Source organism: Pseudomonas sp. GW821-FHT02H06, assembly GCF_059421525.1.
Genome location: NZ_JBWKVD010000003.1, coordinates 419,281 through 442,231 on the forward strand (window position 1 = coordinate 419,281; position 22,951 = coordinate 442,231).

The window sequence follows — 22,951 nt, forward strand, 5'->3', positions numbered from 1 at the left end:
CATAAGCGTTGAACTAAGTCCCGCCTACACTCCTCAGAACTTTGGTCCGCGTGCGGGCGAAATCGCACTTTTCATGAGGAGACACCATGAGCATCGTCAAGAAAGCATCCGCCCACTGGGAAGGTGACCTGAAGTCGGGTATCGGCAGCATCTCTACTGAAACCGGCGTCCTGCGCGAAGCGCCGTACGGCTTCAAGGCCCGCTTCGAAGGCGGCAAGGGCACCAACCCGGAAGAACTGATCGGCGCAGCCCACGCTGGCTGCTTCTCGATGGCACTGTCGATGATCCTCGGCAATGCGAATCTGAAAGCCGACAGCATCGACACCACCGCTGACGTCACCCTGGATCAAGTTGATGGCGGCTTCGCGATCACTGCCGTGCACCTGACACTGAAAGCCAAAATCCCTGGCGCAACTCAGGAGCAGTTCGAGAAACTGACCAACGATGCGAAGGAAGGCTGCCCGGTTTCGAAAGTACTGAACGCCAAGATCACGCTCGATGCCACGCTGGTGAGCTGATTCGCGTTACTGTTGCACTCGATGGCCCGCAATTGCGGGCCATCTTCGTTATGGACGCGCCAGAACCGGCGTGCGCCCCCACGGTCACATGTTAGGCCGATGCGTATCGCACGGTGCCGAAGGAGTCGAACATGAAACGTATCGCCGCAATCCTGATTCTTGGTGCTCTGACCACCAGTGCCTTCGCTGCGCCCAAGCCGTGTGAAGAGCTTAAAGCTGAAATCGAAACGAAGATCCAGGCTCAGAGCGTCAGCTCATACACGTTGGAGATCGTGGCCAATAAAGATGTCACCGACCAGAGCATGGTCGTCGGTACTTGCGAAAACGACACGAAAAAAATCATCTACCAGAATAACGGTCGCTAGTCCGGGCGTGAGCTGAAGTAGTTCGTAGGCTGTGTGTAAGCCATCTCGTGTGCGTGGCGAGGCCGAGATAACGCGTCACGGAATACAGAAAATGTCCCCCTCCTCCGCGAGCACGTTGCGTTGCTCGTCCCGCAACTGTGCGTCGATGCTGTTGGTAATATTGCGCACGTCGAGACGGTAGCGGTGGCCGGCTTCGAAGCGGTCGTAGTTGATCGTTACGTAGCAGGTTCGCTCGTTGTAGATGTCCATCGACAGGCCCATCGCGCCCGGAGCGTAGTCGTAGTCATACCGCACTTCGAGCTTGTGTTTGCCGGGACTTACCTGAAAGAAGCGTCCGTCGTAGGTGCGCACGCCGTCCAGCTTGTCCGCCATCAGGGTTTTGCCGGTAAAGGTATGCAGATCGACCCACGCCTGCTGGGGATCAACCGCAGGCAGCGGCCCCGTGCATCCGGCCAGAAGACTCAGGGCAACGAGGGACAGAGGCAAGTGCATGATGAACTCCGCAGCAGGACAAGTGGCGATGATGGTTGCGTCAGAGGCAGGCTGTCCGGCATAACGCTGATGTTTGGACTTCATGAATATCGACGTTAAGGCTGCTGCATGATTGGATCGAAAAAGGCCTGGCTGCATCGCGGCCTGCCGGTGCTGGCGACTTTACTCCTCGGCGGCTGCTCCAGTCTTTCCTATTACTCGCAACTGGCCAGCGGCCAAATGGCCCTGTTGCGAGCGCGCGAGCCGGTTGCCGACGTCATCGCTGACTCCAATCGCGACCCTACGCTGCGCGATCATCTGCGCAAGTCTCAGCAGGCCCGTGCCTTTGCGACCGAGCAGTTGCATCTGCCGGATAACCGCAGCTACCGCCTTTACGCCGATATCCATCGGCCGTTTGTCGTCTGGAACGTATTTGCGACCGGCGAATTTTCCCTTGATCCTGTCACCCATTGCTTCCCCATCGCCGGGTGCGTGGCCTATCGCGGCTACTACACCCAGGGCGCCGCGCGGGGGGATGCGGCTGTTCAGAAGCTTGAGGGTAAAGACGTGTATGTCAGCGGCGTGGAAGCGTACTCAACGCTCGGCTGGTTCGATGATCCGATTATCAGCTCGATGATGAACTGGGGCGATGAGCGGCTCGCCACGCTGATCTTCCACGAGCTGGCGCACCAGCGGTTTTACGTGAAGGACGACAGCGAGTTCAACGAGTCCTACGCCAGTTTCGTGGAGCAGGAAGGCACACGTCAGTGGCGCGCGGCGCGGGGTTTGCCTGCCGAAGGTGGGTCTTCGGAAGCGCAGAGACGCGATCAGCTCACCCAACTGGCCCTCGACACTCGGGCTCGGCTGAAAGCGCTGTATGCGGAGCCGCTGAGTCCGCAGGTCATGCGCGCACGCAAGGCCGCTGAGTTCGAGCGTCTGCGCAGCGAGTATCGGCAGCTGCGCGACAGTCAGTGGGGCGGCGACAAGCGCTTTGACGGCTGGGTGTATGCACCGATGAACAATGCACGCCTGCTGCCCATTGGTCTGTACGATCAGTGGGTACCGGCGTTTGAAACGTTGTTCAGGCAGGTGAACGGCGATTGGCCCGCATTCTATTCGGCGGTGGAAAAGCTGGGCGGACTGCCCAAGGATGAACGCAAGGCGGCGCTGCAGCGGCTGGCCCAAAAAGCCTAAGCGGCATGATCGTTCCCCCGTTCTGCGTGGGAACGACCATCGCTTGCCTGATTGAGTGCTCTCAGCTTTTGAGAAACGCCCGATGCAGCGCGCTGACAGACTCAAAGTGATAGGTTGGCGCCTCGGCCTCCAGCTCTTCGCGACTGCCAAACCCTAACCCACCGCTACCACATCCAACCCGTTGCGCTTGCCGCCAATCAAATCGTGTTTGCGGTCGCCGATCATCAGCGTCTGTTTCGGGTCGAGCTGCTCTTCATCCAGCAAATGCCGAATCAGCTCAACCTTGTCAGTGCGGGTACCGTCCAGCTCGCTGCCGTAGATCAGCTTGAAATGGCGCGCGAAATCGAAATGCCGGGCGATTTCATGGGCGAACACCCAGGGTTTGGACGTCGCGATGAACAACGTCCGGCCCTGATCCGAGAGCATGTCCAGCAATTCGAACACGCCATCAAACACCAGATTCTCGTAAAGGCCCGTCACCTTGAAGCGCTCGCGGTAAAAGCCCACGGCCTCCCAGGCCTTCGCTTCGTCGAAGTCGTAGGCGCGCATGAATTGCTGCAACAGCGGCGGGCCGATGAAGTGCTCGAGCCGGGTGATGTCGGGTTCGTCGATGCCCAGCTTGCTCAACGCAAACTGGATGGACCGGGTGATGCCTTCGCGCGGATCGGTCAGGGTGCCGTCCAGGTCGAACAGAATATTCTGGTAATGCATGGGTGCTCTCAGCAGGGTTTGTCGAAGCCTTCGGCCAGATGCTGGTCTTTCAGCTTTACGTAATTGGTCGCGCTGTAGGGGAAGAAGGCGATCTCTTTCTCGGTCAGCGGACGCATTTGTTTCACCGGACGCCCGACGTAGAGGAACCCGCTCTCAAGGCGTTTGCCGGGCGGCACCAGACTGCCCGCGCCGATGATCACCTCGTCCTCCACCACCGCACCGTCCATGATCGTGGTGCCCATGCCGATCAGGATGCGATTGCCGACGGTGCAGCCGTGCAGCATGACTTTATGGCCGATGGTCACTTCGTCGCCGATCAACAGTGGAAAACCGTCCGGGTTGAACGGCCCGGCATGGGTGATGTGCAGCACGCTGCCGTCCTGCACGCTGGTGCGCGCGCCGATGCGGATGCGGTGCATGTCGCCACGGATGACGGTCAGCGGCCAGACCGAACTGTCGACGCCGATTTCGACATCGCCGATCACAACCGCCGAATGGTCGACAAACGCCCGCTCGCCAAGGGTCGGGGTGTGCTGCTGGAACGTGCGAATGGCCACGATAGGCTCCTTCTCTGGCGCCGATAGCTGCGGCCGACGCCGATTGTAATTAAGATGCGTGGGTGTTTCTTTTAGCCAAGGTGCCAAACCGTGAGCGCGAACAACCCTCTGTTGCAATCCTACGACCTGCCACCTTTCTCGGCGATTCGCGCCGAGCATGTGAAACCTGCCATCGAACAGATTCTCGCCGACAACCGCGCCGCGATTGCCGACATCCTCGCCAAGCAAGGTTCTCAGCCTACATGGGCTGGTCTTGTGCTGGCGATGGACGAACTGAATGATCGCCTGGGCGCCGCCTGGAGCCCGGTCAGCCACCTGAATGCCGTGTGCAACAGCCCGGAACTGCGCGAGGCCTATGAGTCTTGCCTACCGGCACTGAGCGCCTATTCGACCGAAATGGGCCAGAACCGCGAACTGTTCCAGGCCTTCGAAGCCTTGGCCAACAGCCCGGAAGCGGCCAATTTCGACGTCGCCCAGAAGACCATTCTTGAACAATCGCTGCGTGATTTCCGCCTGTCGGGCATCGACCTGCCGCCAGAACAGCAAAAACGCTACGCCGAGGTGCAGAGCAAGCTGTCCGAGCTGGGCAGCCAGTTCTCTAACCAACTGCTCGACGCGACCCAAGCCTGGAGCAAGCACGTCACTGACGAAGCTGCCCTCGCCGGCCTGACCGATTCGGCCAAGGCGCAAATGGCCGCCGCAGCCCAAGCGAAAGATCTCGAAGGCTACCTGATCACGCTCGAGTTCCCGAGTTACTACGCCGTCATGACCTACGCCGAAGACCGCGCGCTGCGCGAAGAAGTCTACGCCGCGTACTGCACCCGCGCGTCTGACCAGGGCCCCAACGCTGGCAAAAACGACAACGGCCCGATCATGGAACAGATTCTGGATTTGCGTCAGGAACTGGCCAAGCTGCTGGGTTTTGCCAGCTTCTCCGAGCTGAGCCTGGCCACCAAAATGGCCGAGTCCAGCGATCAGGTCCTCAGCTTCCTGCGTGATCTGGCCAAGCGCAGCAAGCCGTTTGCTGTTCAGGATCTGCAGCAGCTGAAAGCCTATGCTGCCGAACAAGGCTGCCCGGACCTGCAAAGCTGGGACAGCGGTTTTTACGGCGAGAAGCTGCGCGAACAGCGCTACAGCGTTTCCCAGGAAGCCCTGCGCGCCTACTTCCCGGTCGACAAAGTGCTGACCGGCCTGTTCGCGATCGTACAAAAACTGTACGGCATCGAAATCGCCGAGCAGAAGGGCTTCGACACCTGGCACCCGGACGTCCGCCTGTTCGAAATCAAGGAAAACGGCCAGCACGTCGGGCGCTTCTTCTTTGATCTCTACGCCCGCGCCAACAAGCGTGGCGGTGCGTGGATGGACGGCGCCCGCGATCGTCGTCGCACCGCTGAAGGCACGTTGCAAAGCCCGGTGGCCAATCTGGTCTGTAACTTCACCCCGGCGGTCAGCGGCAAGCCGGCGCTGCTCACCCACGATGAAGTCACCACCCTGTTCCACGAATTTGGTCATGGCCTGCATCACCTGCTGACCCGCGTCGAACACGCGGGCGCGTCGGGCATCAATGGAGTAGCGTGGGATGCGGTCGAGCTGCCGAGCCAGTTCATGGAAAACTGGTGCTGGGAGCCGGAAGGCCTCGCGCTGATCTCCGGCCATTACGAAACCGGCGAGCCGCTGCCTCAGGACCTGCTGGAGAAAATGCTGGCGGCGAAGAATTTCCAGTCCGGCCTGATGATGGTCCGCCAGCTGGAATTCTCGCTGTTCGACTTCGAACTGCACGCCACCCACGGCGACGGCCGCACCACGCTGCAAGTGCTGGAAGGCGTGCGTGACGAGGTGTCGGTGATGCGTCCGCCTGCGTACAACCGCTTCCCGAACAGCTTTGCCCACATCTTTGCCGGCGGTTACGCGGCGGGCTACTACAGCTACAAATGGGCCGAAGTGCTGTCTGCCGATGCATTCTCGAAGTTCGAGGAAGAGGGCGTGTTCAACGAGCAGACCGGCCGGGCGTTCCGTGAAGCCATTCTGGCGCGGGGCGGGTCACAGGCGCCGATGGTGCTGTTCGTCGACTTCCGCGGACGCGAGCCTTCGATTGACGCACTCTTGCGCCATTCGGGCTTGAGTGAGGAAGCGGCAGCATGACCGAGACACCACGGGTGATTACCAAGAAGCGCTTCATCGCCGGGGCGGTTTGCCCGGCGTGCAGCGAGCCTGACAAGTTGATGATGTGGAACGAAGACGACGTGCCGCACCGTGAGTGCGTGCACTGTGGTTATTCCGACACCCTCAATGCGCAGGGGCAATCGATCCCGACAGAACTTGGCACCCGGGTGAACAAGCCTGTGGTAAAGCCGGCCGATCCCAAGGTGCAGGGCGTGCAGTTCTTCCCGAATCCGAAGCTGAAGAAGCCGGTTGATCCAAGCTGATATCGCTGCATTTCAGTGGGACCGGCTTTAGCCGGGAAGAGGCCGGTGCGAACACCCTCAATTTTGCGGCGTGGCGCGACGTCTTCCCGGCTAAAGCTGGTCCTACAAAATGCCTGCTAACGCCAGCCATACAATGTGCAAACTGTCCGGCTTCACAACCGCCACAGGATCGTCTGCACTCCCACCCCATCGGTTTTCTCGAACCAGCCCTTGACCGAGCACCGGGCAAACATGCTGGTGCTGCATGCGCCCGTGTCCATTGCCGACTTCAGCGCCGCCACATCGACGTTGTTGATGTAGGCAATCCCGCGCTTGAGGCTGTCTTCGTCGCCGTAACCGCCATGCTCCATCTCATCCAGCGCCGCCTGTTTGCTCCAGCCCTGGGCGACGATGCGGTACATCGCCGCCACCAGACCGGTTCGGTCCAACCCGTGCTTGCAGTGAATCAACACCGGCCCGTTTTGCTGGGCCGCCTGGATGGCGCGCAGGCTTTCGATCACGTCCGCGTCGTCGATGTGGACCACCTGCAGCGGAATCTGCACTTGTACAACGGAGGCGTCGGACAGCCATTTGCTGTCACTTTCCTTAAGGAAGTTGATCACCGTGTGAACGCCAAGCCGCTGCAGAAGCGGCTGTGCTGCGGCGTCCGGCTGGCGACTGCGGTAAAGCGTCGGCGTGATCTGGTAGAGGTTGTAGTGCGGGTCGACGAGTTGCGCCCACTGCGCCGGGCGTGACGATTGCGCCGGTGAAACATCCTCGGCTTGAGCGAGAGAGGCAGATGACACGACCAGCAGCAGGAGGAGTTGAGCAGCGAGCGGGCGAAGGCGCATGGAAGACGTACCGTGGAAACCAGCCATTTATCGATGGCGCAAGTTTTCGCCCCCCAGGGTCAAGGCGCTGTGAGGCGCGTGTCAAAAGTTGGTGAAAGCCATTGATCGGCCCCGAGGTGTTTTTTCCGGATCCGCGCGTGAAGGGCATGAGCGTTTCGCGATACTGTATGCATAACCAGTTATCAAGGAGCCGTCATGTCCATTCAGTTGCCCCCACGCGGGCGCGGCACCGCGACCAACCCGCATAACCGCTTTGCACCCAACCAATCAGTCGCCGAAGACGACGGCTGGTATCAGGAAGTGCCGCTGACCCAGGGCACTACCGTCACGCTGGAAACCGCCAAGAGCATCATCGCGCGCAACTCGTCGCCCGACATCCCCTTCGACCGCTCCATCAATCCGTACCGGGGTTGCGAGCACGGTTGTATTTATTGCTACGCCCGGCCGAGCCACGCCTACTGGGACATGTCGCCGGGGCTGGATTTCGAGACCAAGCTAATGGCCAAAACCAATGCTGCTGCCCTGCTGGAGCAGCAGCTGTCCAAGCCTGGCTACACCGTTGCGCCGATCACCCTGGGCGCGAACACCGATCCGTATCAGCCCATCGAGCGCGAATACACATTGAGCCGGGCGACGCTGGAAGTGCTGCTGCGCTACCGCCATCCGGTGACGATCATCACCAAAGGCTCGCTGATTCTTCGGGATCTGGACCTGCTGGCCGAGCTGGCAAAGCTGCGGCTGGTGTCGGTGTTCATCAGCCTGACGACGCTGGACGATGAGCTCAAGCGCATCCTTGAACCCAGGGCTGCCGCGCCCAAGGCCAGGCTGCGGGCGATCAAGGTTCTGCGTGATGCCGGTGTGCCGGTGGGCGTTTTGCTGGCGCCGATGATTCCAATGATCAATGACATGGAGCTGGAGAAGCTGATGGCCGAGGCCAAGGCCGCCGGCGCGTTGAGTGCGAGCTACGTGATGCTGCGCCTGCCGCTGGAGGTCGCCCCGTTGTTCGAAGAGTGGCTCCAGGCGCATTATCCGCAGAGGGCCGAGCATGTAATGAGTCTGGTACGGCAGAGCCGCGGCGGGGAGGTGTACGACAGCCGCTTTGGCTCGCGAATGCGCGGTGAGGGGGTGTTCGCTGAGCTGCTGGCCCAGCGTTACAGTCTCGCGATCAAGAAGCACGGCTTGAACCGGCGGGAAAGTTTTCAGCTGGACTGCACCGCGTTTTGCCCGCCTGGCGGTCAGATGTCGCTGTTGTGACTTGAGCGGCGTCTTAAGGGTGTTGCGCCACGACAGGCGCTTGCGCTTTAGATTTTCTAACGCAAGAGCCCCGATCTAGAGCCACGCATTCAGTTTCAATTAAGTTTGCGTCGTTAAGGTGAGTCGGAAGTGACCGATTGGTCTTGTAGGAAAACTAACGCAAGAAGACCAGAAAAAAGTGGGTCATCCACAGGATTCGCCGGAAAATCCACTTAAATCCGTCAGAGAGGATGAAACATGAGTGACCAGGATAAGCAGCCCAAGGCTGCGACGACAGGCGTAACGCCTCAGGTGGAAACCGCCGAAATGGCGCTGAAGCAGATCGTTGATGGCTTCAAGCATTTCCGCCATGACGTCTTCCCTCAGCAGGAAGAACTGTTCAAGAAACTCGCCACCGCCCAACATCCCCGGGCCATGTTCATCACCTGCGCCGACTCGCGCATCGTCCCGGAACTCATCACGCAAAGCTCGCCGGGCGACCTGTTCGTCACCCGTAACGTAGGCAACGTCGTTCCGCCTTATGGGCCTATGAATGGCGGCGTTTCAACGGCTATTGAATATGCCGTCCTGGCCCTTGGCGTCCAGCACATCATCGTTTGCGGCCACTCCGATTGCGGGGCGATGCGCGCCGTTCTCAACCCCGACACCCTGGAAAAGATGCCGACGGTCAAAGCCTGGCTGCGCCATGCCGAGGTCGCCAAGACCGTTGTGCAGGACAACTGCAACTGCACCGGCGAGCACGAAACCATGCACGTGCTCACCGAAGAAAACGTCATCGCGCAGCTGCAACACCTGCGTACGCACCCTTCCGTGGCGTCCAAACTGGCCAGCGGTCAGTTGTTCATCCATGGCTGGGTCTACGACATCGAGACCAGCGAAATCCGCGCCTACGATGCCGAGCAGGACTGCTTCCTGCCGTTGGATGGCGACCATCCGGTGCCGATGGCGTCGATCCCCCGCGGTCGATATTGATCGCCGGCTGACCCGCTGCGCCTGAGTGCAGCGGCGTCGGCCCTGACGCTTCCACCCTCATACAAGCTCGTAGCGGCCGCGTTCAGCGCGTGCCGCCGGGCGTTGTCACGTCTGAATTCCGGAGAGTCGTCATGGCTACTACTGATCTGAAAGCGTTGTTACCACGGGAGCTGCTGGCTTCCGTGGTGGTTTTTCTGGTGGCCCTGCCGCTGTGCATGGGCATCGCCATTGCGTCCGGCATGCCGCCGTCCAAGGGTTTGATCACCGGCATCATCGGCGGTCTGGTGGTGGGCTGGCTGGCAGGTTCGCCGCTTCAGGTCAGCGGCCCGGCGGCAGGTCTGGCGGTGCTGGTGTTCGAGCTGGTCCGTGAACACGGCATGGCCATGCTCGGGCCGATTTTGCTGCTCGCCGGTGCACTGCAGTTGCTGGCCGGTCGCTTGAAGCTCGGCTGCTGGTTTCGCGTCACGGCGCCGGCGGTGGTGTACGGCATGCTGGCGGGCATCGGCGTACTGATCGTGCTCTCGCAAGTCCACGTGATGTTCGACAGCGGGCCCAAGCCTTCCGGGCTGGACAATCTGGTGGCGTTTCCGCAGACCGTTATCGGTGCGATGGGAATGGGCAGCGCCATGCAGGCCGGTCTTCTCGGGCTGGGCACCATCGCCGTGATGTGGCTGTGGGAAAAGCGTCGGCCCCATGCACTGCGGTTCGTGCCAGGCGCGTTGCTCGGCGTCGGTATCGCGACGGTGGTGAGTCTGGTGATGAGCTTGCAGGTCAAGCGCGTCGAGGTCCCGGCGAACCTTGCCGAGGCCATCGACTGGCTGCGCCCTGCAGACCTGCTGAACCTGGCGGACCCTGCCATCCTGATCGCGGCCATTGCCGTGGCCTTCATTGCCAGCGCTGAAACCCTATTGTCAGCAGCGGCGGTGGATCGCATGCACGACGGCCAGCGTTCGGACTTCGACAAAGAGCTCAGCGCCCAAGGCGTAGGTAACATGTTGTGCGGTCTGGTCGGCGCGCTGCCGATGACGGGCGTGATCGTGCGCAGTTCGGCCAACGTGCAGGCGGGTGCGAAGACGCGGCTGTCGGCGATGTTCCACGGTCTGTGGCTGCTGGCGTTCGTACTGTTGCTGTCCAGCGTGTTGCAGAGCATTCCTGTGGCCAGTTTGGCCGGCGTGCTGGTCTACACCGGCGTGAAGCTGGTAAATATTCAGGCGCTCAAGGGGCTGGGGCGTTATGGCCGCATGCCAATGTTCATCTATGGCGCGACCGCCAGTGCGATTGTCCTGACCGACTTGCTGACGGGCGTGTTGATCGGCTTTGGCCTGACCCTGGTGAAGCTGGCGCTGAGTGCATCGCGCTTGAAGATCAATCTGGTGGACCTGCCGGCCGAGGGTGAGATGGAGCTGCGCCTCAATGGTTCTGCCACGTTCCTCAAGGTGCCGGCGCTGACGCAGACTCTGGAAACCGTGCCGCCTGGCACCACGCTGCATGTGCCGCTGGGCAACCTGAGGTATATCGACCATTCCTGCCTGGAGCTGCTTGAGGAATGGGGCCGTGCCAATGCCGCGCAGGGCTCGCGTTTGCTGCTGGAGCAACGTCTGCTCAAACGTCGCGTGGAAGGGCGGATCCGCACGTCGATCGGAGGGGCAGCGTTGCACTGAGGCGGGTAAAGGGGTGCGGGGTCAGTCTTTCCCGCGCTCCAGTTCCAGCCCTACGCCCAACTGACGTGACAGGCTGGGCCAGCGTTTCCACGCCGCATCGGTGTCCGGGCTGGCGAGGCGCTCGCGGTAGGCTTCCACCGATTCCAGCGAGAAGCTGTCGTCATTGAGCATTTCGTCGATGGCGTGATGCACCACTTCGTCCAGCTGATTGGCAAACGATTCGCCGATCAGTTGGTGGGCGATGACGCTGGCCACCGTGGTGTTCATCGGGATCAGCGGCTGGCCGAAATGCTTGATGTACAGATCATTCACTTCTTCCACTAGCCGGTGGGCCAGATAGGCTTCGTCCAGCAGACCGTCCAGCCCTTCGTGGCCCGCCATGATGGCGGGAGGCGCGCTGAAGAATTGCTCGGCGATTTTCAGGACCGGCTTGATCTGGCTTTCAATGCCCGCCTGCAACGCGACGTCATGGGCGGCGTCAAGCAAGTCCGGCACCTGACCGATGTAGGCAATGACGAAACGCGTCAGCACGCCTCGCGCGTCTACGTCAGGCAGGTGAATGGAGGGGTGCAGATGAGGAAGTTGCGACTCCAACTGGCGCGCTAGCTGACCGGATTGGTTTTCGTGTTCCTGAGCTCGGGTGATCTGCTCGCGCAATGCGGCGGTGTTCATGGATGCTCCATAGGCAGTGAAACCAGACGGTCATTATAGGGAAGTCCATACCTTAGCTTGCCCACAAATGGCGCTAAGACGTAATTGTCATAACAGTTTCATGGTTATGTGCATAATCGCGCGACCGTGGATCACTCATTGTGCTGAAGTCATGACCCGAACCCAGAAAACCGTTTTCATCCTGGCGGCCATCGTGGCGCTGGTGCTTGGCCTGACCGTCTACCGTGTGCTGTCCGGTCCCGATCAGGGCGATCAGACCGCGCTCGTCGACGCAGGCATTATCCTTCTCCCGCAGAGCCGCACTTTGCCGGATCTCTCGCTCACCGATCAGGACGCCCAGCCCCTTTCACTGAGCCAATTGAAGGGCAAATGGACGGTGCTGTTCTTCGGTTACACCTTCTGCCCGGACATCTGCCCGACCACCCTCGCCCAGCTGCGTCAGATCAAAAGCGAGCTGCCCAGTGAGGCCGTCGACAAACTGCGCATCGTGCTGGTCAGCGTCGATCCCGATCGCGACACCCCGCAACAGCTCAAGCAATACCTGGGTTATTTCGACAAGCAGTTCATCGGCCTGCGGGCGCCGGTGGATACGCTGCAGAAGCTGGCGAATGCCGTGAGCATCCCGTACATCCCGGCGGACACCAGCAAGCCGGGCTATACGGTCGACCACAGCGGCAACCTCGCCCTCCTGGGCCCCGACGGCACCCAGCGCGGCTTCATCCGCGCGCCGCTGAACAGTCAGAAGCTGGTAGCGCAGTTGCCGGGGCTGGTTGAGAGAAAGTAAGGACTGATGATCTCGGCGTTGCGCCGAGATCATTGGTGTGTGGCGATCAGAACGCCGGAACCACGGCGCTTTTGTACTTATCAACGATGAATGCCTTGGTTTCCGGGCTGTGCAGCGCGGCGACCAGTTTCTGGATGGCCGGGGCATCCTTGTTGTCTTCGCGGGTCACCAGGATGTTCGCGTATGGCGATTCCGACCCTTCGATGATCAGCGCATCCTTGGTCGGATCAAGCTTGGCGGTCAGGGCGTAGTTGGTGTTGATCAGCGCCAGGTCCACCTGCGTCAGTACCCGTGGCAGGGTCGCGGCTTCGAGCTCACGAAATTTCAAATTCTTCGGATTCTGCTGCACGTCGCTCGGCTTGGCGGTGATGCTGGTCGGATCCTTCAGGGTAATCAGACCGGCCTTGACCAGCAGCAACAGCGCGCGGCCCTCGTTGGTGGCGTCATTCGGGATGGCGACATTGGCGCCATCCGGCAGTTCGGCCAGGCTCTTGAGCTTGTCCGAGTATGCGCCAAACGGCTCGATGTGAACCTTGGCCACGCTCACCAGATGGGTGCCCTTGCCCTTGTTGAACTCATCCAGATATGGCTGGTGCTGGAAGAAGTTGGCGTCCATGCGGTTCTGGTCGACCTGCACGTTCGGCTGAATGTAATCGTTGAACACCTTCACGTTCAGCGCCACGCCTTCCTTCGCCAGCATCGGCTTCACGAACTCGAGAATCTCGGCGTGTGGCACGGCGGAGGCCGCGACGGTCAAGGTCTCATCAGCATGGGCGGACAGGGCCGCCACAGCCGCAAATACAGCCAACAACTTCTTCATTTCTACTACTCCTGAAATGCACGCGCAGCGGCGTGCACCTGCCGGTCAGTGACCGGCGAATTCGGTTAACGGTGTGAAAAGTGCGCGACCAGTCTGTCGCCAACGGTTTGCAGGATCTGCACCAGCACCAGCAGCAATACGACCGTCACAAACATCACATCGTTCTGGAAGCGTTGATAGCCGTAGCGAATCGCCAGATCGCCCAGGCCTCCTGCGCCGACCGCACCGGCCATGGCCGTGAACGACACCAGTGCGATGGCGGTGACGGTGATCGCAGCGAGGATGCCCGGGCGTGCTTCAGGCAACAACGCCTTGATCACGATCTGTCGGGTCGTTGCGCCCATCGCTTGAGTGGCCTCGATGATGCCGCGATCCACTTCCCGAAGGGCGGTTTCCACCAGGCGCGCGAAGAACGGCGTAGCGCCTGCGATCAATGGCGGCAGCGTGCCGAGAATGCCCAGCGAGGTGCCGGTGATGACTTCCGTCAGGGGCATCATCACGATCAGCAGAATGATGAACGGCAGCGCTCGCAGCATGTTCACGATCAAGCCGACGGTGGTGTAGACCGGCTTGTTCTCAAGCAACTGACGCGGCGAGGTCAGGAACATCAGCACGCCGAGCGGCAAGCCCAGCAATACGGTGAAGGCAAGCGAGACGCCGAGCATGATCAGGGTGTCGCCGGTCGCCAGCCAGATTTCGTACCAGTCGACGTTGGAAAACAGGTTGAGAAAAGTGTCCATCAGCGCAGGACCTCCATGTGAACGTCGGCTGCGGTGAAGCGGGCGAACGCGGCGTCCATGTCACCACCGGTGATGGCCAGCGTCAGTTGCCCGTAAGGCGTGTCTTTGATGCGGTCGATACGGCCGGCCAGAATGCTGTAGTCCACGCCGGTTTCCCGCGCGACCGTTCCCAGCAATGGCGCGTAGGTCGCATCGCCCTGAAAGGTCAGGCGCACGATACGGCCCTGAACATGGGCGAAATCGCTGTTCAGCTGGTTTTCGTCGACTTCTTCGTCTTCCTGCACAAAGCGGCGAGTGGTCGGGTGCTTGGGATGCAGAAACACATCGGCCACAGCGCCCTGTTCGACGATCACGCCCGCATCCATGACCGCCACCTGATCGCAGACGCGACGTATCACGTCCATTTCGTGGGTGATGAGCACGATGGTCAGCTGCAGTTCGCGATTGATCTCGGCCAGCAGCTGCAACACCGATGCCGTGGTTTGTGGGTCGAGGGCGCTGGTGGCCTCGTCGCACAGCAGAATCTTTGGCTTGGTCGCCAGCGCGCGGGCGATGCCGACCCGCTGCTTCTGACCGCCAGATAACTGCGCCGGGTATTTTTTGGCGTGATCGGAAAGACCCACGCGGGCGAGCAATTCGGCCACGCGCTGATCGATCTGCGCGCGGGACATGTCCCCGGCAAGCGTCAGCGGCATGGCGACGTTGTCGGCGACCGTCTTGGACGACAGCAGATTGAAGTGCTGGAAGATCATGCCGACCTGGCGGCGGAAGCCGCGCAGACCGTCGGCGTCCAGTGCGGTGACATCGACGTCATCGACCAGAATCTTGCCGCCGCTAGGGGCTTCAAGGCGGTTGATCAGGCGAAGCATCGTGCTCTTGCCGGCGCCGGAGTGGCCGATCAGGCCAAACACCTGGCCGTTTTCGATGCGCAGGCTGGTGGGGTGCAGCGCGGGAATTTCCCGGTCGGCGACCCGATAGGTTTTGTGGACGTTTTGGAACTCGATCACGGAGCGAACCTTGTGGGGCGCGTTGAAAAATCAGCGTGGAGACTCGGGCCTTCATCACGCTGCTGAGCGATGCCATTTCGGCTTCGGCTGGGTAAACCGGGCGCGCATTTTAGCCTGTGAATTCCGGGTTGGGCCCAGCCTTCTTAGCATTTATTTCGCACTGCACCTGCCGAATGGTCATATGGATGGCCGCCTGTCAGTCTGGCGATGGAAATCGAAGAATCGGAAAAACAAACGGAACGGCTGATTTCATCGTCAGTCATTTACTTAGCGCCTGAATATTGCCTGGCTGCATGTCAGGCATTTCCGCCTACGAGCTTCTGCTGCCTCCACGTCGTTGGAGGCTAAAAAAGGAGCCGTCCGAACTGAGGAGTTTTGCCTGATGAGTAAGAACACCAATCCACCTGTTAGCCCCAACGGCAACAGTGAACTGGCTGGCACTGACACGCTGGACCGTGGCAACACCAACGCCAAGATCGAAAGTCTTGAAACGTTCCGCTCCGACGCTACCGGCGAGGCTTTGCGCACCAATCAGGGCGTTAAGATCTCCGACAACCAGAACACGCTGAAAGTCGGATCGCGCGGCCCTTCGCTGCTCGAAGACTTCATCATGCGCGAGAAGATCACCCACTTTGACCATGAACGCATTCCGGAGCGCATTGTTCACGCGCGCGGTACCGCGGCCCACGGTTACTTCCAGACCTACGAGAACCATTCGGCGCTGTCCAAGGCGGAATTCCTGCGTGACCCGGGCAAGAAAACCCCGGTGTTCGTACGCTTTTCCACAGTTCAAGGCCCACGTGGCTCCGGCGATACAGTCCGTGACGTACGTGGCTTCGCGGTCAAGTTCTACACCGGCGAAGGCAACTACGACCTGGTCGGCAACAACATGCCGGTGTTCTTCATCCAGGACGCCATCAAGTTCCCCGATTTCGTACATGCCGTGAAGCCAGAGCCTCACAACGAAATCCCTACCGGCGGCTCGGCCCACGACACCTTCTGGGACTTCGTTTCCCTGGTGCCGGAATCCGCGCACATGGTGCTGTGGACCATGTCGGACCGTGCGATTCCGAAAAGCCTGCGCTCGATGCAGGGTTTCGGCATCCACACCTTCCGCATGATCAACACCGAAGGTAAGTCCTCGTTCGTCAAATTCCACTGGAAGCCCAAGTACGGCACCTGCTCCCTGGTGTGGGACGAAGCGCAGAAGCTTGCGGGCAAGGACACCGACTTCCATCGCCGCGACCTGTGGGAGTCCATTGAGATGGGCGACTACCCGGAATGGGAACTGGGCGTACAGATCGTCGCCGAGGAAGATGAGCACAAGTTCGACTTCGACCTTCTGGACCCGACCAAGATCATCCCGGAAGAGTTGGTGCCGGTAACGCCGCTGGGCAAAATGGTGCTTAACCGCAATCCGGACAACTACTTCGCCGAGACCGAGCAGGTTGCGTTCTGCCCAGGCCACGTCGTGCCGGGTATCGACTTCTCCAATGATCCATTGCTGCAAGGCCGTCTGTTTTCCTACACGGATACGCAGATCAGCCGACTGGGTGGGCCGAACTTCCACGAGATCCCGATCAACCGTCCGGTCTCGCCGAACCACAACAACCAGCGTGATGCGCAACACCGCACTACTATCGACAAGGGCCGTGCTTCCTACGAGCCTAACTCGATCGACGGCGGCTGGCCGAAAGAAACCCCTGCGGGTCCGCAGGATGGTGGCTTCGAGACTTATCACGAGCGCGTCTCGGCAGAGAAGGTGCGTGAGCGCAGCCCTTCATTTGGCGATCACTTCTCCCAGGCCACGCTGTTCTTCAACAGCATGAGCGAGCACGAGAAAGAGCACATCATCGCGGCGTACAGCTTCGAGCTGGGCAAGGTTGAGCGTGAGCATATCCGCGCACGTCAGGTGAACGAGATTCTCGCGAATATCGACCTCACCCTGGCTGCACGTGTGGCTGAAAACCTTGGCTTGCCGGCGCCGAAAGCGGCGACCGTCCAAGCGCAAAGCAACGGCAAGCTGAGCGTCGACAAGTCGCCGCTGCTGAGCCAGGCGAACCTGCTGCCTGCCGACATCGCTTCGCGCAAAGTTGCCATCCTGGTCGCCAATGGCGTCGACGACAAAGCGGTAGCGGCGATGAAAGCGGCGGTGGAAGCCGAAGGCGCACATGCCAAGGTGCTGGGTCCTACCTCCGCGCCGGTCAAGACCGCCGGCGGTGCGTCCCTGGCCGTTGACGCTTCGATGGAAGGTTTGCCATCGGTCGCGTTCGACGCCGTGTTCATCCCGGGCGGCGACGCTTCGATCAAAGCCCTGAGCGGCGACGGCGTGGCACTGCATTACGTGCTTGAGGCGTACAAGCACCTCAAAGCCATTGCTTACGCGGGTGATGCACAGAAACTGATCGACCTGCTGCGTCTGGAAGCCGATGCCGGCTTGCTGCCCGTTTCGGACAGCGCCTCGTTCAAGGCGTTTTTCGATGCGATCCAGCAGCACCGCGTCTGGGCTCGTGAGCCAAAAGCGAAGGCAATTCCTGCGTAATCTGCAGGACTAGCTGCAACAAAAAAGGCGTTGCCCGCGAGGGCAACGCCTTTTCTTTTGATCAAAAAACAATCAGAGCTGAGCGGGTTTCAGCACAATCTTAGCAGGCTCGGTCCGCTCGATTTCGCGCTGCATCTGCAACTCGAAATCCGGGTTGATCTTCGTGACACGCTTTGTCAGCAACGTCGCCAGCCAAGGGTAGTCGTCGGTGCGCGGCACCTGCACGGTGACGTCGCAGTTGAAGGCTGTCACGTCCTCAGCGATGTCACTCAACTGACGGCGCAGCTGTTTCATGTCACTGAGCTTCAGCTCGATGGTCGTGCTCTCGGCGCTCGGGTCGATTACTTTCGCCTTGCGCTTGGCTTCGGCAGCCCGCAGATCAGCTTCCGCCTTCTCCAGCTCGGCTTTACGGGCGTGGGCGATGGCACCGTTGACGCCGCTGGTCAGCGCCGGGGCTTTTGGCATCAAGGCACGGGCGCGGCTGAGCGCGGTGGCGGCAGCGTTCATGTCGCCCTTTTGCAGCACGATCTGGCTACGGCTCAGGTACGCCTCGGCCAACTGACGCTGGTACTGCTCGAGTCGGGGATCGTCCGGGGATTTGCTTTGCAGCGCGGCCAGTTGATCTTCGGCAGTCGCCAACTCGCTGCTGGCGATATTCTGTTCCAGCTGCTGATAGGCATCGGGCGCAGCCACAGGCGCGGGCTGCTCGACGGGCTTGCTCTGGCAAGCGCTCAACAGAACGGAAAATGCAGCAAGCAGCAGATAACGGGATGCGAACGGCTTCATTCCTGCGATTCTCTATTTGCGCAAAAAACGAGCAAGTCTACACATAAGTGACTTGCCCCGAAAATAACTGATCACTATCGGTGGGCGCGCAAGGAGTCATTGCACATTGCCGCCATTGGATTATTGCGGAGTATGACTCTACCCGCCACCCAAGGTTCTACCGCTTGGGCAAAAGGAAGCTGAGCAGAAACAGCACCGCCGCCGAGACCACGATGGACGGGCCTGCCGGGGTGTCCTTGAACCAGGACAGTGCCAGACCTGCGCACACCGCAATGACGCCGATGATGCTTGCCCCCAGGGCCATTTGCTCCGGCGAGCGGGCGTGACGTTGTGCCGCAGCGGCGGGAATGATCAACAGCGAGGTAATCAGCAACACGCCGACGATCTTCATGGCCACCGCGATGACCACGGCAATCAGCAGCATCAAGGTCATGCGCAGTGTCGCCACCGGCAGACCTTCAACCGTCGCGAGTTCTTCATGCACGGTGATGGCCAGCAGCGGTCGCCACAGCGCACAGATCAACACCAGCACCAACGCGCTGCCCGCGAGAATCCAAGCCAGATCGTTCGGGCTGATGGCGAGCAGGTCGCCGAACAGATAGCCCATCAGGTCAATGCGCACGTCACGCATGAAGCTCAACACCACCAGCCCGAGGGACAAGGTGCTTGGCGCCAGAATGCCCAGCAGCGTGTCGGAGGCCAGCGGTTGACGCTGCTGCAGGGTCACCAGCAAAACCGCCAATAGCAGGCAACCCACGGTGACGGCGATCGTCGGACTGATGTCCAGCAGAAAGCCCAGCGCCACGCCGAGCAGCGCGGCATGGGACAGCGTGTCGCCGAAATAAGCCATGCGCCGCCAGACCACGAAAGACCCCAAAGGGCCTGCCACTACCGCTAACGCGAGGCCTGCGAGCAAGGCGTAAAGAAGAAAATCAGCCATGCTTGCAGCTGTCCCCGTGGTCGTGAGTGTGAGTATGAACGTGATCGTGGACTTGAGCGGGTTGGCAGACTTCGCCATGCAGGTCGTGCGCATGATCGTGATGGTGGTGATAGATCGCCAGGCTCGGCGCGTTCAGGCCGAACAGCTCAACGAAAGCCGGATCGTTACTGACCTGCTCGGGGTGACCGGAGCAGCACACGTGGCGATTGAGGCAGACCACTTGATCGGTGGTGCTCATCACAAGGTGCAGGTCATGGGAAACCATCAGCACACCGCATTGATGCCGATTGCGCAGCTGAGTGATCAGCGCGTACAGCTCGGCCTGTCCGGCGACATCCACGCCCTGCACCGGCTCGTCGAGCACCAGCAGCTCCGGTTTGCGCAATAGCGCTCGTGCCAGCAGCACGCGCTGCATCTCGCCACCGGAAATCCCTTGCAGCGGGCTGTCGATGACTTTCTCGGCGCCGACCTCGACCAGCGCTGCCCGAGCGGTGTCGCGATCAACGCCGGGCACCAGCCGCAGGAAGCGCAGGACCGACAACGGCAGCGTGGCATCAATGTGCAGCTTTTGCGGCATGTAACCGACGCGCAGTTTCGGCTTGCGCCAGATATCCCCCGAGTCAGCCTTGAGCAGCCCGAGCACGGCGCGCACCAGCGTGGTCTTGCCCGCCCCGTTGGGGCCGATTAGGGTGACGATTTCGCCCGAGCTTACGCTCAGCTGGATGTTTTCCAGCACGCTCTGGCCGGCGCGGGTCACGCTGACGTCCTTCAGGCGGATCAGTGCATCGCTCATCAGGCGGCCTTGCATCCGGCACACACGCCAACGACTTCGACGGTCTGGGCTTCAACGTCAAAGCCCACCTCGTTGGCAGCGTCGACGATGGCGGCGCTGATGGTGGCGTGCTGCAACTCGATGGCGGCGTGACACTCGCGACAGATCAGGAACTGGCCCTGATGCGCGTGGGTGGGGTGATTGCAACCTGCGAAGGCGTTCAGCGACGCGATGCGGTGAACCAGACCGTTTTCCAGCAAGAAGTCCAGCGCGCGGTACACGGTAGGCGGCGCGGCGCGGCGGCCATCTTCTTCGCTGAGCACGGCGAGGATGTCATAGGCGCCCAGCGGCTTGTGGCTCTGCCAGACCAGCTCCAGCACGCGACGACGCAGGGCCGTCAGGCGCAGGCCTTTGCCCGCGCACAGCGTGTCCGCTTCAGTGAGCGCACTGTGCACGCAGTGGGAGTGATCGTGGGGGCGACTGGCCAGGGGTGTTTTAGACATGAGCGGCGACGGCCTTTGAGAGAGACGTTATTATGTTACCCGTTCCTGCCCCCATGAGTGGTTATCGTGTCCCGACTTTTTTTACTTTTTGTCGTATTTATTACCGGTTTTTCAACCATCACTGCTGCTGAAGCGAACGTTCGCGTACTGACCAGCATCAAGCCGCTGCAGCTGATCGCCGCGGCTGTGCAGGACGGAGTCGCGGTGCCGGAAGTCCTGCTTCCGCCGGGCGCTTCCCCTCATAACTATGCGCTGCGGCCGTCCGACGTACGGCGCGTTCAGGAAGCCGATCTGCTCTACTGGATTGGCCCGGACATGGAGACGTTCCTGCCTCGCGTGTTGTCCGGGCGCAGTAAAGCCTCGGTCCCGGTCGAGTCGTTGCCCGGCATGCACCTGCGTCATTTCACCGCCAGCGCCGAGCATCACGACGATGACGAAGACGAGCATGACCACGATCATCGCCCGGGCAGCGTCGATGCGCATTTGTGGCTGTCGTCAGTCAATGCGCGGGTAATTGCGGCGAAGATGGCCGCCGACTTGAGCCAGGCCGATCCGGCCAATGCGGCGCGTTACGAGAGCAACGTCAAAGCCTTCAGCGCACGCCTTGACGCGCTGGACGCCAAAATCAAACAGCGGGTCGTCGGTATTTCGGACAAGCAGTATTTCGTGTTCCACGAGGCGTTTGATTATTTCGAAGAAGCGTATGGGTTGAAGCATGCGGGCGTCTTTGCCGTCAGCAGCGAGGTTCAGCCGGGTGCTCAGCACGTCGCCGCCATGCGGGCGCGGTTGACCGAATTCGGCAAGACCTGCGTGTTCAGCGAGCCGCCTCTTCGCCCGCGTCTGGCCGACACGTTGAGTGCGGGTCTGCCGGTCAAACTGGCCGAGCTGGACGGATTGGGCGGCTATACACCCGCCACCGCCCAGGGTTATGAGCAATTGCTGAGCAAACTGGCGGATGATCTGGCGGGGTGTCTGGAAGGTTTGTAAGTGCTGGGCCGACGCCTTCGTGAGCAAGCTCACTCCTACAGTTGAACGCGGTCCCTGTGGGAGTGAGCTTGCTCACGAAGCTTTCTGATGTCTACAACGCAAACGGCAACGGGATATGGGTTTCCTGCCGCTGTTCCAGGCGTTTGCGGAATTCGTCCGGATCATGGATCAGCACGTCCTGGCCGGCAAAAGTTTCGGCGGCAATGAGGCGTGACAGCCAGAAGCGCACGCAACCCACACGAAGCATCGTCGACCACAGCTCGGCTTCGGCGGCTGTAAACGGCCTCAGCGCGGCATACGCACCCAGAAACGCCCGGGCGCGCGGCGCATCGATAGTGCCGTTCTCAAACGAGCACCAGTCATTCACGGCAATCGCCACGTCGTACAGCATCGGCCCGGAACAGGCATTGTAGAAATCGATCACGCCCGTCAGGTGGGTGCCTTCGAACAGCGTGTTGTCGCGGAACAGGTCGGCGTGCAGATTGGCCCGCGGCAGCGCCATGATGGCCGCCTTGCGACGCTGAATTTCCTCGACGGCTTTGGTCAGCAGCGCGCCCTGCGCCTCGTCCAGGTGAGAGATGAAATTACCGCCCTCCTCCAGCATCCAGTCCAGACCACGGTCGGTTTTACGCTCGATAGTCGCGCTGCGTGTGGCCATGTGCATGTGCGCCATGAACTCGCCAATTTGCACGCAGTGCTGGGTGTTGGGTTCGGCCGGGTGCTTGCCGGACAGACGCGGTTGCAGCAGCGCCGGTTTGCCTTTCAGCTCGCGCAGGGCCTGGCCGTCGGTGGTGCGCAGTGCGTAGGGCACGGGCAGGTTGGCATCGTGGAGGACGTCCAGCAGCTCGATGAAAAACGGCATTTCCTGAACCGGGCCGCGCTCGACCAGGGTCAGCACGAATTCGCCCTGCTCCAGGCTGATGAAGAAATTGGTGTTTTCACTTCCAGCGGCAATGCCCTGAAAATCACGCAGGGCGCCAAGCCCGTACGGGGCGAGAAAAGCTTCCAGCTCGGGCCGAGCCAGGGGAGTAAAAACGGACATAGAAGACTGCCAGCAAGAGAGTGAATGTAGGGCGTTACCAGCTGAATAGTACCCATTGGGGTATCAGCATGTCCGGTTGATCCGAACGTATGAATTGACCACTTGTGCCGTCGGCGCGCACCAGATAATAAGGCTTGCCGTATTTGGGCGTGATCTTCACGGCGTACACGAATCCGTTCGCACGATACTCCTTGATGAAGCCGTCGCTGTCCTGACGGATGGTCACATCAGGCTCTGCCGATGGCGCTTCGTCATCCGCCGCGACCGCCAGCCACGAACAGGCCAGCAACCCGCCGAGCAGTAACAGGCGATTCAGCGCGCGCATGATAACCTTGTGCCTTTGTCGTCAACGGTCCGCGCATTCTAGCGCCGACCCCGCCGAAAAGGTTGATCTTGC

At 60.7% G+C, this 22,951-nt stretch carries 24 protein-coding genes and 1 pseudogene; 11 read left to right on the forward strand and 14 right to left on the reverse strand.

Features of this window, described 5'->3' with window-relative positions:
* Positions 1-86 precede the first annotated feature (86 nt).
* Both AC07VF_RS07930 and AC07VF_RS07935 read left to right on the forward strand, forming a co-directional pair.
* Positions 87-518 carry an OsmC family protein gene (locus AC07VF_RS07930; protein ID WP_037017022.1) on the forward strand — a complete coding sequence of 144 codons (432 nt, stop codon included), beginning with the start codon at positions 87-89 and terminating at the stop codon, positions 516-518.
* 131 nt (positions 519-649) lie between these two features.
* Entirely contained in the window at positions 650-883 is a 234-nt protein-coding gene (locus AC07VF_RS07935; RefSeq protein WP_192174420.1) for a DUF1161 domain-containing protein, read from the forward strand.
* 75 nt (positions 884-958) lie between these two features.
* Here AC07VF_RS07935 and AC07VF_RS07940 read toward each other — a convergent pair whose 3' ends face one another.
* Positions 959-1,375 (reverse strand): PA0061/PA0062 family lipoprotein, encoded by a 417-nt coding sequence (locus AC07VF_RS07940; protein ID WP_495008302.1) that lies wholly within the window; start codon positions 1,373-1,375, stop codon positions 959-961.
* Between the two features lie 108 nt (positions 1,376-1,483).
* On the opposite strand from AC07VF_RS07940, the gene AC07VF_RS07945 reads away from it, so the two are divergent.
* A complete protein-coding gene (locus AC07VF_RS07945) occupies positions 1,484-2,548 on the forward strand; it encodes an aminopeptidase (protein ID WP_495008301.1) in 1,065 nt (354 codons plus the stop codon).
* Positions 2,549-2,609: 61 nt separating this feature from the next.
* Here AC07VF_RS07945 and AC07VF_RS07950 read toward each other — a convergent pair.
* A pseudogene (locus AC07VF_RS07950) lies at positions 2,610-3,259 on the reverse strand (HAD family hydrolase).
* Between the two features lie 8 nt (positions 3,260-3,267).
* Complete coding sequence (locus AC07VF_RS07955; RefSeq protein WP_192174424.1) at positions 3,268-3,816, reverse strand: gamma carbonic anhydrase family protein; 549 nt, start codon at positions 3,814-3,816, stop codon at positions 3,268-3,270.
* Between the two features lie 90 nt (positions 3,817-3,906).
* On the opposite strand from AC07VF_RS07955, the gene prlC reads away from it, so the two are divergent.
* Both prlC and AC07VF_RS07965 read left to right on the forward strand, forming a co-directional pair.
* Positions 3,907-5,958, forward strand: a complete 2,052-nt coding sequence (prlC, locus tag AC07VF_RS07960) for an oligopeptidase A (RefSeq protein ID WP_346627331.1) — start codon at positions 3,907-3,909, stop codon at positions 5,956-5,958.
* A complete protein-coding gene (locus AC07VF_RS07965; RefSeq protein ID WP_192174426.1) occupies positions 5,955-6,242 on the forward strand; it encodes a YheV family putative zinc ribbon protein in 288 nt (95 codons plus the stop codon). The genes prlC and AC07VF_RS07965 overlap by 4 nt, the downstream gene beginning before the upstream one ends.
* A 152-nt stretch (positions 6,243-6,394) precedes the next feature.
* On the opposite strand, the gene AC07VF_RS07970 is transcribed toward AC07VF_RS07965, so the two are convergent.
* Complete coding sequence (locus tag AC07VF_RS07970) at positions 6,395-7,072, reverse strand: dual specificity protein phosphatase family protein (protein WP_423572106.1); 678 nt, start codon at positions 7,070-7,072, stop codon at positions 6,395-6,397.
* A gap of 195 nt (positions 7,073-7,267) precedes the next feature.
* On the opposite strand from AC07VF_RS07970, the gene AC07VF_RS07975 reads away from it, so the two are divergent.
* The 3 genes from AC07VF_RS07975 (at position 7,268) to AC07VF_RS07985 (ending at position 10,959) form a co-directional block, all read left to right on the forward strand.
* On the forward strand, positions 7,268-8,326 hold the full coding sequence (locus AC07VF_RS07975) for a PA0069 family radical SAM protein (RefSeq protein ID WP_495008300.1): 1,059 nt from the start codon (positions 7,268-7,270) through the stop codon (positions 8,324-8,326).
* A 306-nt stretch (positions 8,327-8,632) separates the two neighbouring features.
* The gene (locus tag AC07VF_RS07980) at positions 8,633-9,298 is read left to right on the forward strand and encodes a carbonic anhydrase (protein WP_407073260.1); all 666 of its coding nucleotides are present in this window, start codon (positions 8,633-8,635) and stop codon (positions 9,296-9,298) included.
* Positions 9,299-9,429: 131 nt separating this feature from the next.
* Entirely contained in the window at positions 9,430-10,959 is a 1,530-nt protein-coding gene (locus tag AC07VF_RS07985) for a SulP family inorganic anion transporter (protein ID WP_192174430.1), read from the forward strand.
* A 21-nt stretch (positions 10,960-10,980) separates the two neighbouring features.
* Here AC07VF_RS07985 and AC07VF_RS07990 read toward each other — a convergent pair whose 3' ends face one another.
* The gene (locus AC07VF_RS07990; RefSeq protein WP_192174431.1) at positions 10,981-11,631 is read right to left on the reverse strand and encodes a hypothetical protein; all 651 of its coding nucleotides are present in this window, start codon (positions 11,629-11,631) and stop codon (positions 10,981-10,983) included.
* Positions 11,632-11,782: 151 nt separating this feature from the next.
* Between AC07VF_RS07990 and AC07VF_RS07995 the strand changes: the two genes are divergently transcribed.
* On the forward strand, positions 11,783-12,415 hold the full coding sequence (locus AC07VF_RS07995; protein WP_495008299.1) for an SCO family protein: 633 nt from the start codon (positions 11,783-11,785) through the stop codon (positions 12,413-12,415).
* 46 nt (positions 12,416-12,461) lie between these two features.
* On the opposite strand, the gene AC07VF_RS08000 is transcribed toward AC07VF_RS07995, so the two are convergent.
* The 3 genes from AC07VF_RS08000 to AC07VF_RS08010 all read right to left on the reverse strand — a co-directional run bounded on the left by AC07VF_RS08000 (position 12,462) and on the right by AC07VF_RS08010 (position 14,982).
* Positions 12,462-13,235, reverse strand: a complete 774-nt coding sequence (locus tag AC07VF_RS08000; protein ID WP_495008298.1) for a MetQ/NlpA family ABC transporter substrate-binding protein — start codon at positions 13,233-13,235, stop codon at positions 12,462-12,464.
* 65 nt (positions 13,236-13,300) lie between these two features.
* Positions 13,301-13,975, reverse strand: a complete 675-nt coding sequence (locus AC07VF_RS08005) for a methionine ABC transporter permease (protein WP_192174434.1) — start codon at positions 13,973-13,975, stop codon at positions 13,301-13,303.
* On the reverse strand, positions 13,975-14,982 hold the full coding sequence (locus AC07VF_RS08010; RefSeq protein WP_192174435.1) for a methionine ABC transporter ATP-binding protein: 1,008 nt from the start codon (positions 14,980-14,982) through the stop codon (positions 13,975-13,977). Before AC07VF_RS08010 ends, AC07VF_RS08005 begins: the two co-directional genes overlap by 1 nt.
* Before the next feature lie 382 nt (positions 14,983-15,364).
* Between AC07VF_RS08010 and katE the strand changes: the two genes are divergently transcribed.
* The gene (gene katE / locus AC07VF_RS08015; protein WP_346627325.1) at positions 15,365-17,524 is read left to right on the forward strand and encodes a catalase HPII; all 2,160 of its coding nucleotides are present in this window, start codon (positions 15,365-15,367) and stop codon (positions 17,522-17,524) included.
* A 72-nt stretch (positions 17,525-17,596) separates the two neighbouring features.
* On the opposite strand, the gene AC07VF_RS08020 is transcribed toward katE, so the two are convergent.
* The 4 genes from AC07VF_RS08020 to AC07VF_RS08035 all read right to left on the reverse strand — a co-directional run bounded on the left by AC07VF_RS08020 (position 17,597) and on the right by AC07VF_RS08035 (position 20,525).
* Positions 17,597-18,310: a PA5502 family lipoprotein gene (locus AC07VF_RS08020; protein ID WP_282365480.1), complete on the reverse strand. Its 714-nt coding sequence runs from the start codon at positions 18,308-18,310 to the stop codon at positions 17,597-17,599.
* Positions 18,311-18,467: 157 nt separating this feature from the next.
* Positions 18,468-19,250 carry a zinc ABC transporter permease subunit ZnuB gene (znuB, locus tag AC07VF_RS08025; RefSeq protein ID WP_346631472.1) on the reverse strand — a complete coding sequence of 261 codons (783 nt, stop codon included), beginning with the start codon at positions 19,248-19,250 and terminating at the stop codon, positions 18,468-18,470.
* The gene (znuC, locus tag AC07VF_RS08030) at positions 19,243-20,043 is read right to left on the reverse strand and encodes a zinc ABC transporter ATP-binding protein ZnuC (protein WP_423572114.1); all 801 of its coding nucleotides are present in this window, start codon (positions 20,041-20,043) and stop codon (positions 19,243-19,245) included. The genes znuB and znuC overlap by 8 nt, the downstream gene beginning before the upstream one ends.
* Complete coding sequence (locus AC07VF_RS08035) at positions 20,043-20,525, reverse strand: Fur family transcriptional regulator (protein ID WP_122534313.1); 483 nt, start codon at positions 20,523-20,525, stop codon at positions 20,043-20,045. Before AC07VF_RS08035 ends, znuC begins: the two co-directional genes overlap by 1 nt.
* A gap of 57 nt (positions 20,526-20,582) precedes the next feature.
* On the opposite strand from AC07VF_RS08035, the gene znuA reads away from it, so the two are divergent.
* Complete coding sequence (gene znuA, locus AC07VF_RS08040) at positions 20,583-21,512, forward strand: zinc ABC transporter substrate-binding protein ZnuA (RefSeq protein WP_346631474.1); 930 nt, start codon at positions 20,583-20,585, stop codon at positions 21,510-21,512.
* Positions 21,513-21,603: 91 nt separating this feature from the next.
* Here the strand turns inward: znuA and AC07VF_RS08045 are convergent, their stop codons facing one another.
* On the reverse strand, positions 21,604-22,554 hold the full coding sequence (locus AC07VF_RS08045; protein ID WP_192174440.1) for a homoserine kinase: 951 nt from the start codon (positions 22,552-22,554) through the stop codon (positions 21,604-21,606).
* A gap of 34 nt (positions 22,555-22,588) precedes the next feature.
* The gene (locus AC07VF_RS08050; RefSeq protein ID WP_495008297.1) at positions 22,589-22,879 is read right to left on the reverse strand and encodes a DUF2782 domain-containing protein; all 291 of its coding nucleotides are present in this window, start codon (positions 22,877-22,879) and stop codon (positions 22,589-22,591) included.
* Positions 22,880-22,951 lie beyond the last annotated feature (72 nt).